Raw genomic sequence first — 14,420 nt, 5'->3', positions numbered from 1 at the left:
CCTTCGGCGAGAGCTTCGGGCGGATGCCCTGGTCGCAGGCCCAGGCGAAGGCCAGCTCCGGGGAGTGCGCGGTGCCCCCGSCGGCGGGTTCCCGGGGCTCTCCGGGGCGAGCATCTCGGCCGTGATCGCCCATCGTTCGTGGTCGCGCCAGGCCCCGTCGATGAGGAGGAAGTCGGGCGAGAACCCTTCGAGGCGGAATCCGGCCCGGCGGACCAGGGCGATCGACGCCTCGTTGCCGGGCTGGACGTTGGCTTCGAGGCGGTGCAGCCCGAGCGGCCCGAAGGCGTGCTGCAGGACCAGGTCCAGCCCTTCGCCCATCAGGCCGCGCCCCGCCGCGTGGGCGAAGGCGCCGTAGCCGAGCGCGCCGCAGCGGAACGCGCCGGTGACGATGTTGTTGATGTTGATGAACCCCACGATCCCACCGGCGGCCCCGCCCACGGCCTCCCCGGCCTCCCCCGCGTCTCCGGCATCCTCGCGTTCGCAGACGAGGAAGCCCGCCCGGGCGGGGTCGTCGATCAGCCGGTCCACGTAGGCGGCGTACGCGCGGGTGTCGACGGGCGGGAAGAGCCAGGGGTGGTGCAGGTCCCGGCTCTCCCTCGCCCGGTGGGTGAACTCTTCGGCGTCCTCCCGGGCGAAGGGGCGGATCAGCACGCGGTGCCCTGCGGCCGGGCAGTCGGTCTCGGACATCCGGCCAGCCTAAGGGCCGTCTCACTCCGCCCGGTCGCCGACCACCGGCAGTTCCAGTACGCCGGTTTCCTCGGGGGCGCTGACCACCGTGACCGGCTTGATCCCGCGGTTGCCCACGTACGCGGTGTCGCTCGCCGCGATCACGAATTCGAGCCGGTGGCCCGCCTCGTACCGGTGGACGATGCCCGGCAGCCGCACGGTGAACGGACGGGTGACGTCCGGTACCCGCACCGGGGCCACGAGCCGGTTGACCAGCGTCCTGCCGCCGTCCGGGGCCACGTCGTAGATCTTGGCGAACAGGACGAGCCGGTCGGCGGCGTCACCGCTGTTCTGCACCCGTTCCGTGCTCGGCGAGACGACCTTCAGGGTGGCCCTCGGCGCGCCGACGACGTCGAGGGCGGAGGGCAGCGGGGCGCTGGTCCAGCCGAGGTAGGTGCCCTTGGTGTCGTACGGCCGGGAGTCGGGCAGGCCGAGGAGCCCGGCGAGGGAGCTCTCCGAATGGCTGGTCGGGACGAGCCAGTTGGTGTACTTGCGGCTGCCCCGGGCGACTTCGGAACGCCCGTCGACGAGCCTGCCGTCGCCGGACAGGTACAGCTTCCGCGAGAGGGCCGGCACGGAGGACGCCGTGCCGTAGCCGCTCCGCCAGTCGCGGTAGTAGGCGAAGTCGGGTCCGGTGTCGGCGTTCCGGTCGTGCCGGAGGTAGCGGTCGAACCAGGCGAGGACGCGCTGTCCGACGTAGCTGGTCTCCAGGTTGCCCTGCTTCAGGTCGAGTTCGCCGGGTGCCTGGCCGCCGCTGTGTCCCCAGGCCTGCCAGATCATCTTGGCCGTGGTGCCCCGCGCCTTGAGGGCCTCGTACGTGGCGGTGGCCTCGTTCAGGTTGAACAGGCTGTCGGCCTGGCCCTGGACGAGGAGCGTGGGCGCCTCGACCCGGCTCAGGTAGTCGACGGGCGAGACGCTGCGCGCGTAGGCGAGCATCCTCGCCGTCGGGTCCGCCGGGTAGCGGCCGGAGTTGAGCAACCGGACGGTGTCGCACGCCCGGGTCGCGAAGTGGAGGCAGGTGAGGTTGTTGAACCGGGACGGGTCGAGGCTCGCGTTCAGTACCGTCTGCCCCTCCCCCATCAGGTAGAAGCCGTTGGTCCACTGCCACTTGAAGACACCGGCGGTGTCGGAGGAGACGCCCTCGCGCGCATCGGCGTTGTTCGGGGCGAGCGCGTAGGCCAGGTCGTTCCAGGTGACCAGCGGTACGAGGGCGTCGACACGGCGGTCGACGGACGCGGTGGCCAGCTGGACGGCGCCGCCGTAGGAGCCGCCGATCATGCCGACCCTGGGGTCGCCGTCGCCGTCCCGGGTGACGAAGTCCGCCCGGGTGCCGTCGTCGGCGGCGCGGGTCCCGGCGAGGAAGTCGATCAGCGCGGTGGCCGCCCGGCCGTCGACGGCCGGGTCGTCGAGGGTGATCAGACAGCCCGACTTGCCGAATCCGAGCCCGGAGTAGACCAGGCCGACGTAACCGCGGGAGGCGACCGCCTTGCCGATGGCGTCGGTCGTGCCGTCCGACTTGCTGCCGCCGAACCCGTTGGTGGCGAGCACGGCGGGGGCCGGGTGCCGCGCGTCGGTCCCGGTGGGGCGGTACAGGTCGGCGTCGACGGTGCACGAGCGCCCGTCCACCCGCGTCGTGAACTTCAGCGGGGTGACGGTGTACGGGGCGCTCCCGTCGGCGCTCGCCGGTCCCGCCCCGGCGAGGAGGAGGGGCGCGACGAGCGCGGCCGAGGCCAGGTGCACGGCCGGCTTCCGGAACGGGGTCCGGTACCCGGACCGGGGGCGGGAAACAGCACGTGACACGAGGACCTCCACACCGAGGGCGCCTTACCGACCGGTAAGTGCTGGGCGGCGCTCATGCTGTGACACACGTCATAGTGCTGTCAACGCTCCGGGCGGCGTTTCCTGAATGCTGCTCAACTTCTTCGCCGTTCGGCCCGGTCCGGTTCCGTTTCCCCTCCGTTCGAGCCCGTTTCCCCACTCTTCGGTGCTGCTCAGACCAGGGCCGGCAGCTGCGCGGTGAGCGTGGCGGGGCCGCCGTCGGCCGGGGCGTCCAGCACGGCGGGCACGCCGAGCGGAATCGTGAGCGTCGTCGGTCCGTGCCCGAAGCCCAGTTCCTCGACGACGGGGACGCCCAGCGGGCCGAGCCGGTCCAGGAGGACGGCCCGCACCTCCTCGTACGGGCCGCAGCCCGCCCAGGAGCCGCAGGCCACCCCGGCCACCCCGGCCAGCGCCCCGGAGCGCAGCAGCTGGGTGAGGATGCGGTCGACGGAGTACGGGTCCTCGGTGGTGTCCTCGATCACCAGCAGGCCGCCCCGGGCGGAGGTCCGGGCGTGCGGCGTCCCGAGGTCGGCGGCGAGCAGGCTCACGCAGCCGCCGTACGTGACGCCCTCGGCGCGGCCGGGCACCAGCGTCCCGGCGCCGGGCAGGCCGAGGGTCCGCACCGTCTCGGGCTCGAACAGGGTGGCCCGCAGGGACTCCTGGGTGTCCGGGTCCTTGAGGAAGGTCTCGGTGGCAGCCATCGGGCCGTGCAGCGTCACGATCCCCAGGTGCCGGGCGAACGCCTCGTGGAGCACGGTGATGTCGCTGTACCCGACGAACACCTTCGGCCCGGCGGCGCGCATCGCCGTCCAGTCGACCAGGTCGACCATCCGGTGCGCGCCGTACCCGCCGCGGGCGCAGATCACCGCGTCCACGGACGGGTCGCACCACGCCTCCTGGAGCCCCCGGGCGCGTGCCGCGTCCGCGCCGCCCAGGTAGTCCAGCTCCGGGTGGATGTCGCGCACATGGGGGGCCTCGACGGGTTCGAGGCCCCAGCCGCGCAGGACGTCGAGGCCGGCCTCCAGCCGGTCGGCGGGCACCGGCCCGCTCGGGGCCACGACGGCGACCCTCGCTCCGGGGCGCAGCCGGGCCGGGCGGGTCAGGGGGGCGAGGGTCACTTCTTGAGCTCCACCGTCGGTACGTCGGGGTGTTCGATGCCGAAGGTCTGGGCGTACAGGGAGAGTTCGGCCTCCAGGGCCCGGATCATGGTGTCGGCGCGCCGGAACCCGTGCCCCTCCCCCTCGAAGGTGAGGTAGGCGTGCGGGATGCCGCGTCCGTCGAGGGCGGCGAGAAAGCGTTCGCACTGGATGGGCGGGCAGATCGGGTCGTCGAGCCCCTGGAGCAGCAGGAAGGGGGTGGCCAGCCGCTCGGTGCGGCTGATCGGCGACCGTTCGCGATAGCGGTCGGGCACCTCGGCGAGCGGGCCCACCAGGGACTCCAGGTACTGCGACTCGAAGTCGTGGGTCTCGTCGGTCCCCCAGCCGGTCAGGTCGAGGATGGGGTAGATGATCGTCCCGCAGGCGTAGACGTCGGTGCCGGTCAGCGAGGCGGCGGTGGTCCAGCCGCCGGCGCTGCCGCCCCGGATGGCGAGCCGGTTCCGGTCGGCCGTGCCCTCGGCGGCCAGGGCCTCGGCGACGGCCGCGCAGTCCTCGACGTCGACGACGCCCCACTGCTCGCGCAGCCGGTTGCGGTAGGCCCTGCCGTAGCCGGTGGAGCCGCCGTAGTTCACCTCGGCGACGCCGATGCCGCGCGAGGTGAAGTAGGCGATCTCCAGGTCGAGCACGAGCGCGGCGTGTCCGGTGGGGCCGCCGTGCGCCCAGATCACGTAGGGCGGCAGTTCGCCCTCGGGGCCGGTCCGTTCGGGGTTGCGCGGCGGGTAGAGGTGGGCGTGGATCTCGCGTCCGTCGGGTCCGGTGAAGGTGCGTTCCTCGGGGCGCGGGCAGTACGCGGGGTCGACGGCGTCCTCGTGCGGTGCGCCGATGACCCGGGTGCGGCCGGTCCTGGTGTCCAGTTCCACGACCTCGTACGCGCTGTACGGGCTCGCCGCGATGCCGACGACCCGGCTGCCGTGCACGGCGAGCGTCTCGGCCCATTCGGTCCAGGGGCCGGCGACGTCGACGAGTTCGCCGCTCCGCGGGTCGAGGATGCCGAGCGTGGTGGCGCCCTTGCCGTGGACGGTGGCGATCAGGCCGTTCTCCAGGGGCTGGAACCAGTCGAGGCCGATCTTCCAGAGCGGGCCGGAGAACTCCTCCTCGCGGGGGCGGAGCGCGACCGCGCCCCGGTCCGGGTCGGCGCGGTAGAGGTTCCACCAGCCGCTGCGGTCGCTGGCGAACAGGAGCTGCCCGTCGGTGCCCCACTCGATCTGCGGAACCGATTCCTCGGGGCCGCCGCAGAAGCTGCGGGGGTCGGTGAAGGTGCCGTCGTCGGTGACGTCCGCGAGCATCACCTCGGTGCCGTCCCACGGCATCCGCGGGTGGTCCCAGGCGATCCAGGCCGCCCGCCGCCCGTCGGGCGAGAGCTTCGGGCCGGTGACGAAGCGGTGGCCGTCGTCGGTGAGTTCGCGCACCGCCGACCGGTCGTCGGCCGCCGACCCGTCCAGTGGGACGGCGGCGATCACCCGGCGCAGGTCGGTGGGGCCCTCGCCGGTGAACTCCTCCAGGACGCACCAGACCTCGCCCCGGTCGAGGTGGATCCGCGGGTCGACCCAGCGCAGACCGCCGCCGACGGACGAGACCGGGGTGAGCGGCCGGGGCTCGCCGGATCCGTCGGGGGCGTGGGCGTACAGCCGCTGGTCGGCGAAGTCGACGAAGACGACCAGCGGGCCGCCCTCGGCGCGTTCGGCCCCGACCCAGGGCCGGCCGCCGTACTCGATGACCCGGCTCCGTACGTTCCAGGGCGCGGGCAGCACGCAGTCGGTGCTCCCGTCGGCCCGGCGGCGGACCAGGGCGCGGCGGCCCGCCTCCGCGGGGCGCGGCTCCGTCCACCACACCTCCTCGCCGATGGTGCCGACGTATTCCGGGCGTCCGTCGCGCGAGGCGGCGAGCGCGGCGTCGATCGGCGACGGCCAGGTTCCGTGGGCCCCTGTGGGCAGCATGATCGTTTCCCCCTGTGCGGTCAGGCCGTGCGCAGATAGTGGTCGAGGACGCGGACGCCGAAGTGCAGGGCCTCCACGGGGACGCGTTCGTCGACGCCGTGGAACAGCGCCTGGTAGTCGAAGCCGACGGGCAGCTTCAGCGGCGAGAAGCCGTAGCCGGTGATGCCGAGCCGGGAGAACTGCTTGGCGTCCGTGCCGCCCGACATGCAGTACGGCACGACGTGCCCGTCCGGGTCGAAGCGTTCGATCGCGGCGCGCAGTTTCGCGAAGGTCGGCGAGTCGACCGGGGCCTGCAGCGGCACCTCGCGGTGGTGGAACTCCCAGTCGACGTGGGGGCCGGTCAGCCGGTCCAGGGTGGTGTGGAACTCGTCCTCGGCGCCGGGGAGCATCCGGCCGTCGACGAAGGCGGTGGCGTGGCCCGGGATCACGTTGACCTTGTACCCGGCCTCCAGCATGGTCGGGTTGGAGCTGTTGCGGACGGTCGGCCGGACCAGGTCGGCGGCGGGGCCGAGCTTGTCGAGGAGTCCGTCGACGTCGAAGCCGGGGGCGTCCAGGTCGGGGCTGATGCCGTGCAGGGCGGCGATCTCGGTGAGCGCGGCCCGGACCGTGGGGGTGAGCCGGACCGGCCAGGTGTGCTCGCCGATCCGGGCGACGGCCGCGGCGAGCGCGCTGACGGCGTTGTTCCTGTTGACCTTGGAGCCGTGGCCCGCCTTGCCGTGCGCGGTGAGCTTCAGCCAGGCGGTACCGCGCTCGCCCGCGGCGATCGGGTAGAGCGGCATGTCCGGTCCGGCGTGGAAGGTGAAGGCGCCGGATTCGCTGATGCCCTCGGTGCAGCCCTCGAAGAGCGCGGCGTGCCGGTCGGCGAGGAAGCCGGAGCCGTCGTCGGCGCTGGCCTCCTCGTCGGCGGTGTACGCGATGACGATGTCGCGGCGGGGCCGGACGCCGGTGCGCGCCCAGGCGCGGACGACGGCCAGGACCATCGCGTCCATGTTCTTCATGTCGATGGCGCCGCGCCCCCAGACCACCCCGTCGCGGACCTCGCCGGAGAAGGGGTGCACGGTCCAGTCGGCCGCCTCGGCCGGGACCACGTCGAGGTGGCCGTGCACGAGCAGGGCATCGGCGGACGGGTCGGTGCCGGGGATCCGGGCGACCACGTTGGTGCGTCCGGGGGTGCGTTCCAGCAGGGTGGGTTCCAGCCCGGCGTCGGCCAGCCGCTCCGCGACGTACTCGGCGGCCGGGCGTTCCCGGCATTCGCCGTCGCCTCGGTTGGTGGTGTCGATCCGGATCAGTTCGGAGGTGAACGTCACCGACTCGTCCAGTGCCCGCTGGTCGACGCTGTCCGGGAAGGCGGTCGTCTCAGCCATATTGCTCCTCCACGGCGGACGACACGATCGTCGTCACCGCCTTGAACGTGCGGATCGCTTCGTACATCGTCGCGCTGGTGTAGGCGACGCGCCGCTCGCCGCTGGGCGCCACGCCCGGGACGACGGTGGCCGCGCCCGCCAGGTGCTCGGCGTCGAATTCCAGCTCAATGGTGTGGGGGCCGCCCTCCACCGGGGTGTGGCGCACGGCGAGCGCGGCGGCCTCCTCGGCCGCCGCGCGGATGTCGGCGGCGGTACGGGCCGGGGTGCGGCAGACCGCGGCGTACCGCGACACGTAGTCCTTCACGGCGACCTTGCGCGCCCGCGGGGCGTAGCCCTCCGCGTCCACGCAGGTCAGGTTGTCGCCGGTGACGAGGACGACGGGGACGCCGTACTCGGCCACGACGTGCGCGTTGAGCAGTCCCTCGCTGGCCCGGGTGCCGTCGAGCCAGACGCCGGTGATGGAGTTCGCCAGATAGGTGTGGGCGAGGACTCCCTCGGCGCCGGCCCCGGTGTGGTAGCCGATGAAGGCGATGGCATCGACGTCGCCGTGCTGGACGCCCTCGACCATGGACAGGGACTTGTGCCGGCCGGTGAGCATCTCGACCCGGTCGTCGAGCCGTTCCAGCAGCAGGTTGCGCATGGACCAGTGGGCCTCGTTGACGAGCACCTCGTCGGCGCCGCCGTCGTAGAAGCCGAGGGCCGCCGCGTTCACGTCGGAGGTGAACATGGCGCGGCATCTCTCCCACTGGGGGCTGCCCGGCAGCACATCGGCGGGCCAGGTCACACCGGTGGCGCCTTCCATGTCCGCACTGATCAGGATCTTCATGCCGGGTCACGCTACGCGCCGGAGAACCGCCAGGCCAGAGCACCGGACACGTTCAGAGGTCCAGTCCTCCGAAGGGAGCGAGACGCACACCCCGAACAGGCGCATCACGGACAACCGGCCCCGTCCGGGGCCCGGGGCGTCCGGTCCGCCTTGACAGATTTTCCCGCTCCAGACCATGATTCCATTAATTGACTAATGGAATTGAGGCGAAGTGCATGGCAGACGCATTCACTCCGGGCACCACGTCCGGCGCGTGGGCGCTGGAGGTCCGCGGCCTGGGTAAGCGCTACCGGCGCGGCTGGGCGCTGCGGGACTGCTCGTTCCGGCTGCCGGCCGGGCGGATCTGCGGTCTCGTCGGCCCCAACGGGGCGGGCAAGAGCACCCTGTTGAAGCTCGCGACCCGGCAGATCCAGCCCTCGGAGGGCCGGCTCCGGGTCTGCGGCGTGTCCGTGGACGATCCCGCGGTGCTGCCGCGGTTCGCCTTCCTCGGGCAGGACAAGCCGCTGTTCAAGCGGTTCACCGTGGCGGAGACGCTGCGCATGGGCAGCGAGCTGAACCCCGGCTGGGACGCGGCCGCGGCGGAGCGGATCGTACGGTCCGGCCAGGTGCCGATGGACGCCCGCGTCGGCTCCCTCTCCGGCGGACAGCGCACCCGGGTCGCCTTCGCGCTGGCCTTCGGCAAGCGGCCCGACCTGCTGCTGCTCGACGAGCCGATGTCGGACCTCGACCCGCTGGCCCGCCACGACATGAGCGCCCTGCTGATGTCGGAGGCCGTCGAGCGCGGCACCACCGTGCTGATGTCCTCCCACATGCTGTCCGAGCTGGAGGACATGTGCGACTACCTGCTCGTCCTCGCCGACGGCCGGATCCGGATGGCGGGTGACGCGGATGCCCTCGTCCCGGCCCACGCGCTGGTCACGGGGCTCGCGACGGACGGGGACCCGGCCGCCCTGCTGGCCCCGCACACGGTGATCGAGTCCCGGGTCCAGGGCAGGCAGTTCCGCGCGCTGGTGCGCCCGAACGGGCCGCTGCCGGGCGACTGGGTGGTCGCCGAACCCAGCCTGGAGGAAGTGCTGCTGGCACACCTCCGCGCGCCGGACGCGCCCGCGCTGTTCACCCCCGGCGCCCGCATCGAGGACGAAGGGATCCACGCCGCATGAGCACCACCCGGACCGAAACCCCGCGCACCGAACGGGCGCCCCGGCCCCGTCTGCTGCACGGGCTGAACTGGCTCGTCGTACGGCAGCACCGGGCCGCGCTGCTCAGCCTGCTCGGCGCGACGGTCCTCGGCTCGATCTGGCTCGTGTACGAGCGCAGCCGGATGAAGGACGTCCTGGCGTCCGCGGGCTCGGGGAGGGAGCTGGTGAACTTCGACTCCGACGGCGTGGCTCTGGTCATCAGCGCGCTGGGGGCACTGCCGCTGCTGCTCGCCGTCTTCATCGGCGCCCCGCTGATCGCGGGGGACCAGGAACAGGGCACCGCACAGCTGGTCACCACCCAGTCCGTGTCGCGCCTGCGCTGGGTGACGACGAAGATCGCCTGGGTCTACGGCGCGGTGCTCGTGACCGGCGCGGTGCTGTCGGCGGTCTTCACCTGGTGGTGGAAGCCCGACCGTTCGGTGTTCTCGTACGACTGGTCGAGCGGGTCGATCTTCGACAGCACCGGTCCGGTGCTCCCCGCGCTCTGCCTCTTCCTGACCGCTGCCGGCATCACCATCGGCGCGCTGGTGCGCCGGCTCCTCCCTGCCATGGCGACCACGCTGTTCTTCGCCTGGGCCCTCGGGGTGTTCTGGGACGAGATGATCGTCAACCTCGCCCCGACCCGCACGCTCGTGTATCCGCTGAACGCGGACATGCCCGCGCAGCTGGACGAGTCGATGGAGGTGGACCGCTGGATCGGCTCCGCCGACGGGCAGCTCTACGGCTGGGGCCTGTGCGCCGAACCCACCGAGAAGGCGTCCGATGCCTGCATCGAGAAGCACGGCATCGTCAACAATGTCTACGAGTACCTCGGCTTCGACCAGATGCCGGCCATGCAGTGGACCGGGGCGGGCATCCTGCTCGCGGGAACCGTCGTACTCACCGCGTTCGTCCTGTGGCGGGTGTCCCGTCGCCCGCTCTAGTCGGCCGCACCGGCACGGCAGTCCAACGGGAGGTGAAGAAGACGATGGTCGTGTTCCGCATCGACAGACGCAGCGGGGTGGCGACGTACCTCCAGATCGTGCGCCAGGTCGAACAGGCGCTGCGCATGGGGGCGTTGGAGGAGGGTGACCGGTTGCCGACCGCCGCGCAGGTCGCGGCGGAGACCAAGGTCAACCCCAACACGACCCTCAAGGCGTACCGCGAGCTGGAGCGCGCGGGGCTGGCCGAGGTCCGGCAGGGTGCGGGCACCTTCATCACCCGCACCCTCGTCCCGGCCCAGGACGGCCCCACCGCCCCTCTGCGCGCGTCGCTCGTCGAGTGGCTGAACGAGGCGCGGGCCCAGGGGCTCAGCGGCCAGGAGGTCGACGCCCTCTTCCGGTCGGCCTGCGCGACCGTGTACCCGGCGGAGACGGACCTCTGACGGAACGGGACGGCGTCCGCCGGGCGCCGCGTACGGAACGGGGAAGGCGCCCGGCGGGGCCGCGTTAGGGTTCGGTCGCATGACCGACCCCGTACTGGAACTCCTGCGCAGCCGTCCCGACCTGGCCGAACTGGCCGCGTTCCCCTTCAACTTCGACGTGGACCGGGCCTACCACGTCGAGGAGGTGCACCTGGCGTCCGGTGCGTCGCTGGAGCCGATCGCCGGTGACGACACCGGCGGCACGTACTTCCTGAGCGGGGGGACGGCCGTGCTCCACGCCTCCTCCGACGGATACGCCTCGCTGTTCGCCGACAGTGTCGGCGACGCGCTCCAGATGCTCGTCCGGCTGCCCTGGTGGTGCGAGGAGCTCTCCGACGGGATGGACGAGGAGGCCCTGCTCGCCGCGGTGCGCCGGGCGGACGAGGAGGCCCGGGAGGAGTTCGCCCCCGAACTCGACGAGCAGCGTGCGGCGCTGATCGGCGGTCTGGGGCTGCCGGACCGGCCGCTGACCGAGCTCTTCGCGCTGTCGGAGTCGGTCACCCGGCGCACCGAGCCGGAGCACGTCCTGCTCAACTCCCACGAGCTCTGCGCCTACCGACTGGAGGAGCCCTACCGGCAGTGCCTGCGCGACGTCGTCCTCGCCCCGGGGCGGGAGACGCTGGGGCGGATGCGCTGCGGCGACCCCGGCGTCCTGGCGGAGACGGCCGCCGACCCGGTGCTGCGGGCGGGGGTACTGCGGGCGGCGCACCACGACCGCCGCGACGGGGACCTGCCGCTGCTGCGGACCCTGCTGGAGCAGGAGGACTCCGCCCGGACCGAGTGGTACGAGGAACGGTGGCGGGCCGCGGTGCTGGTGGCGTCGTACGGGCGGGAGGAGGACGTCGCGCTGCTGCGGTCGGCCACGGACGGGCAGGTCACCGACCGTTCCGGGGCCGTCGAGTGGGCCCGCGCCGCGGAGGCGGGGCGGGCCGGGCCCGGCGCGGCCCCGGAGGACGAGTTCACCTGGATCGGACTCGCCCACCGCCAGGGCCGTGTCGAGCACGCCCGGGTCGCGCTCATCCGCCTCCTGGACGACACCGGGCCGGACCCGGACCGGCTCCGGAGGCTGAGCCGGTCGCTGGAGCGGATCGGCGACCACGCGCAGGCGGCCCGTGCCCAGTTCAACCTCCTCTCCCTCCAGGACACGGCATGGGACCGGGCCTCGGAGGCGTACGTCCTCGCCCGTCTGGAGCGCCTCAAGGGCGACCTCGCGGCCGCGGGCCGGGCGCTGGAGCGGGCCAGGACGGCGGTCGGCGCCGACGGCACCGCGCCCGACGGGACCGTCGAGCGGTGGCACCGCCGGGGGCTCGGCCGGCTGATCACGGAGCAGCACCTGGAACTGGCGCTCGCGGCCGTCGAGGCGGGCGACGCGGAACTCGCGCGCACGACGGCGGCGCACGCCCGGCTCCTGCTGGACACGATCGCCGCGGAGTCGGCGAAGAAGCTCAGCGGGCTGTCCACCCGGGCGAAATGGGCGGTGGCGGCCCTGCGCCCGCACGACGGCTGACGGCGCCGCGCGCCACCCGGTGGCCGGCGGCGCGGCTCCTGCGCGACGGCGGACCCCGGACGTGCCGCGGGGCCGGCCGGTGTTCCCACCGGCCGGCCCCGCGGCCGTTGCGTGCCCTCAGTCCTCGTGACCGAGCTGGAGGTCCCGTTCGGTGCGTCCGCCGCCCGCCACCTGGAGGACGGTGGCCACCGGCGGATATCCGGCGGCGATCACGGTGTACTCGCCGGTGGACAGGTCCACGAACCGGAACGCGCCGTCGGGTCCGGTGGTGAGGGTGTCGACCACGTTGCCCGCCGCGTCCAGGAGCGTGACCCGGGCGTCCTCGACGGGCCGGCCGCCGCTCGCCCGTACGATGCCGCGGAGCACCGCGCCGCCGGCCAGCTCGATGTCCTGCCGGGTCTCCCGGGCCGCCTGCACGCTCACCGGCAGCGCGGCGGGCCGGAAGGCGGGGGCGCTGGCGGCGAGGGTGTACTCGCCGGCCACCAGCTCCGTGATGACGTAGCCGCCCTCGCGTCCGCTGCGGGTGGAGGCGACCACCTCGCCGCGCACGTCGGTGAGGGTGACGGCGGCGTCGCGCACCGGGATGCCGTCGGCGGTGAGGACGGCCCCGGCCAGGCGCCCCGCCCCGCCGAGCACCACGTCGAGTTCCACCGGCCGTTCGCCCGCGGTGACGCTGACGGCCTGCGGCTGGTGTCCGCCGGCCGCGGCGATGAGGACGTACGAGCCGGCGCCGGGCACGCTCAGCGCGTACCGGCCGTCGTCGCCGCTCGCGCCCCGGCCGACCTGCTGTCCCTGGACGTCGATGAGGGTGAGGGCGGCGCGCGGGACCTTCGTGCCGTCGGGGTGCTGGACGCTGCCGCACACCGGCACGCCCGACAGGTACACGGGCGGTGTGGCGGTGGCCCGGGCGGCCGGGACGGTCACGGTCACGGATCCGATGGCGGCCCGGGGGTCGGTCTCGGCGGTGGTCTCGACGGCGCTTTCGGGGCTGTGGTGGGACACCAGCGGTTTCTCCTTGAGGAAGAAGGCGAGGAACAGGCCGAGCGCGAGCACCGGCACGAGGTAGAGGAAGATCCGTGGCATCGCGTCGGCGTATGCCTGGATGTAGCCGTCCCGCAGCGCGGGTTCCATCGAGTGGACCAGTTGCGGGGTGATCGACTCGGGGTCGGGCAGGTCGGCGCCGGCCGGCAGGCGCACGGCGAGCGCGTCCGCGAGCCGGCCCGCGAAGAGCGTCCCGAAGACGGCCGCGCCGACGCTTCCGCCGATCTGCCGGAAGTAGTTGTTGGCGCTGGTCGCGGTGCCGAGGTCGGCGGGTGCGACGGAGTTCTGCACGGCGAGCACCAGCACCGGCATGACCAGCCCGATCCCGATGCCGAGCACGGCCTGCGCGATGCTGTACTCAAGGCGCGGGGTGTCGGTCTCCAGCCGGGAGAGCAGCCACATCCCGACCGTCGAGACCGCGCCGCCGACGATCGGGTGGGCGCGGTAGCGGCCGGTGCGCGAGATCATCTGGCCGGAGACGACGGACGCGACGACGATGCCGCCCATCATCGGGAGCATCAGCAGTCCGGACTCGGTGGCCGTGGCCCCGTCGACCATCTGGAGGAAGGTCGGCAGATAGCTGGCGGCACCGAACAGCGCGACCCCGACGACCGCGCCGACCAGCGCGGTGACGTTGAAGATCGAGTCGCGGAACAGCCGCAGCGGGATGACCGGTTCGGCGGCCCGGTGCTCGACGACCAGGAAGAGCAGGGTCGTTGCGACCGCCCCGGCACCGAGTCCCAGGATGGTGCCCGATCCCCACGCGTACTCCGTCCCGCCCCAACTGGTCAGCAGCACCAGGCAGGTGGAGGCGGCGGCGAGCAGCAGTGCGCCGAGGACGTCGAGGCGGGGCCGGACGGCGGGCCGGGGAAGCCGCAGCACGACGGTGATGACGGCGAGGGTGACCAGGCCGAACGGGACGTTGATGTAGAAGCACCAGCGCCAGGAGGCGTGGTCGGTGAAGAAGCCCCCGAGCAGCGGTCCCGCCACGGAGGCGAGGCCGAACGCCGCGCCGATGAGGCCCATGAACCGGCCGCGCTCCCGGGGCGGGACGACGTCCGCGATGATGGCCTGGACGCCGATCATCAGACCGCCGCCGCCGATGCCCTGGACGGCGCGGAAGGCGATCAGTTCGTCCATGGTGCGCGACCAGCCGGCCAGCGCGGAGCCGATGACGAAGACCACGATCGCGAACTGGAAGACGCCCTTGCGGCCGAAGAGGTCGCCGAGCTTGCCGTAGAGGGGCAGTCCGATGGTGGAGGCGAGCAGGTACGCGGTGACGGCCCAGGACATCTTCTCCAGGCCGTGCAGTTCACCGACGATCTTCGGCAGCGCGGTGGCGACGATCATCTGGTCGAGCGCCGCGAGGAGCAGCGTGAGCATCAGCCCGAGGAAGACGAGCCGGATGCGGCGGGGGCTGATCTCCGGTGCGTCGGGCGGGGC

The 14,420-nt window shown here is 73.1% G+C and carries 10 protein-coding genes and 1 pseudogene; 4 read left to right on the top strand and 7 right to left on the bottom strand.

Annotated elements, in window-relative coordinates; all coding sequences use genetic code 11:
- Positions 1-105: 105 nt before the first annotated feature.
- The 6 genes and pseudogenes from EAO76_RS36030 to EAO76_RS36005 form a co-directional block, all read right to left on the bottom strand.
- Positions 106-687 (bottom strand): annotated as a pseudogene (locus tag EAO76_RS36030) (GNAT family N-acetyltransferase); the annotation flags it as partial.
- A gap of 21 nt (positions 688-708) precedes the next feature.
- Positions 709-2,538 carry a CocE/NonD family hydrolase gene (locus tag EAO76_RS36025; protein WP_148840267.1) on the bottom strand — a complete coding sequence of 610 codons (1,830 nt, stop codon included), beginning with the start codon at positions 2,536-2,538 and terminating at the stop codon, positions 709-711.
- A gap of 179 nt (positions 2,539-2,717) precedes the next feature.
- Positions 2,718-3,662 (bottom strand): LD-carboxypeptidase, encoded by a 945-nt coding sequence (locus EAO76_RS36020; protein WP_148840266.1) that lies wholly within the window; start codon positions 3,660-3,662, stop codon positions 2,718-2,720.
- Entirely contained in the window at positions 3,659-5,638 is a 1,980-nt protein-coding gene (locus tag EAO76_RS36015; protein WP_148840265.1) for a prolyl oligopeptidase family serine peptidase, read from the bottom strand. The genes EAO76_RS36020 and EAO76_RS36015 overlap by 4 nt, the downstream gene beginning before the upstream one ends.
- 20 nt (positions 5,639-5,658) lie before the next feature.
- Positions 5,659-7,002 (bottom strand): M20/M25/M40 family metallo-hydrolase, encoded by a 1,344-nt coding sequence (locus EAO76_RS36010; RefSeq protein ID WP_148840264.1) that lies wholly within the window; start codon positions 7,000-7,002, stop codon positions 5,659-5,661.
- On the bottom strand, positions 6,995-7,828 hold the full coding sequence (locus EAO76_RS36005; protein WP_148840263.1) for a M55 family metallopeptidase: 834 nt from the start codon (positions 7,826-7,828) through the stop codon (positions 6,995-6,997). Before EAO76_RS36005 ends, EAO76_RS36010 begins: the two co-directional genes overlap by 8 nt.
- A 215-nt stretch (positions 7,829-8,043) precedes the next feature.
- Here EAO76_RS36005 and EAO76_RS36000 point away from each other — a divergent pair, with 215 nt between their 5' ends.
- The 4 genes from EAO76_RS36000 (at position 8,044) to EAO76_RS35985 (ending at position 11,936) form a co-directional block, all read left to right on the top strand.
- A complete protein-coding gene (locus EAO76_RS36000; RefSeq protein WP_148840262.1) occupies positions 8,044-8,988 on the top strand; it encodes an ABC transporter ATP-binding protein in 945 nt (314 codons plus the stop codon).
- The gene (locus EAO76_RS35995; RefSeq protein ID WP_148840261.1) at positions 8,985-9,950 is read left to right on the top strand and encodes an ABC transporter permease; all 966 of its coding nucleotides are present in this window, start codon (positions 8,985-8,987) and stop codon (positions 9,948-9,950) included. The genes EAO76_RS36000 and EAO76_RS35995 overlap by 4 nt, the downstream gene beginning before the upstream one ends.
- A gap of 44 nt (positions 9,951-9,994) precedes the next feature.
- Positions 9,995-10,390, top strand: coding sequence for a GntR family transcriptional regulator (locus tag EAO76_RS35990; protein WP_148840512.1), 396 nt, complete (start codon positions 9,995-9,997; stop codon positions 10,388-10,390).
- Positions 10,391-10,469: 79 nt separating this feature from the next.
- The gene (locus EAO76_RS35985) at positions 10,470-11,936 is read left to right on the top strand and encodes a hypothetical protein (RefSeq protein WP_262375970.1); all 1,467 of its coding nucleotides are present in this window, start codon (positions 10,470-10,472) and stop codon (positions 11,934-11,936) included.
- Between the two features lie 117 nt (positions 11,937-12,053).
- On the opposite strand, the gene EAO76_RS35980 is transcribed toward EAO76_RS35985, so the two are convergent.
- Positions 12,054-14,420: MFS transporter (locus EAO76_RS35980; RefSeq protein ID WP_148840510.1), on the bottom strand; the 2,367-nt coding region annotated here is incomplete at its 5' end.

It is taken from the genome of Streptomyces sp. sk2.1 (genome assembly GCF_008120935.1).
GTDB lineage: Bacteria > Actinomycetota > Actinomycetes > Streptomycetales > Streptomycetaceae > Streptomyces.
Note: the sequence above shows the minus strand (reverse complement) of the source record. Positions and strands in the feature narration are given on the sequence as shown.

Coding starts and splice junctions, on each gene's coding strand:
- EAO76_RS36005 (WP_148840263.1), bottom strand. CDS start 7,828: ATGAAGATCCTGATCAGTGCGGACATGGAAGGCGCCACCGGTGTGACC.
- EAO76_RS36000 (WP_148840262.1), top strand. CDS start 8,044: ATGGCAGACGCATTCACTCCGGGCACCACGTCCGGCGCGTGGGCGCTG.
- EAO76_RS35985 (WP_262375970.1), top strand. CDS start 10,470: ATGACCGACCCCGTACTGGAACTCCTGCGCAGCCGTCCCGACCTGGCC.
- EAO76_RS35995 (WP_148840261.1), top strand. CDS start 8,985: ATGAGCACCACCCGGACCGAAACCCCGCGCACCGAACGGGCGCCCCGG.
- EAO76_RS36015 (WP_148840265.1), bottom strand. CDS start 5,638: ATGCTGCCCACAGGGGCCCACGGAACCTGGCCGTCGCCGATCGACGCC.
- EAO76_RS35990 (WP_148840512.1), top strand. CDS start 9,995: ATGGTCGTGTTCCGCATCGACAGACGCAGCGGGGTGGCGACGTACCTC.
- EAO76_RS36010 (WP_148840264.1), bottom strand. CDS start 7,002: ATGGCTGAGACGACCGCCTTCCCGGACAGCGTCGACCAGCGGGCACTG.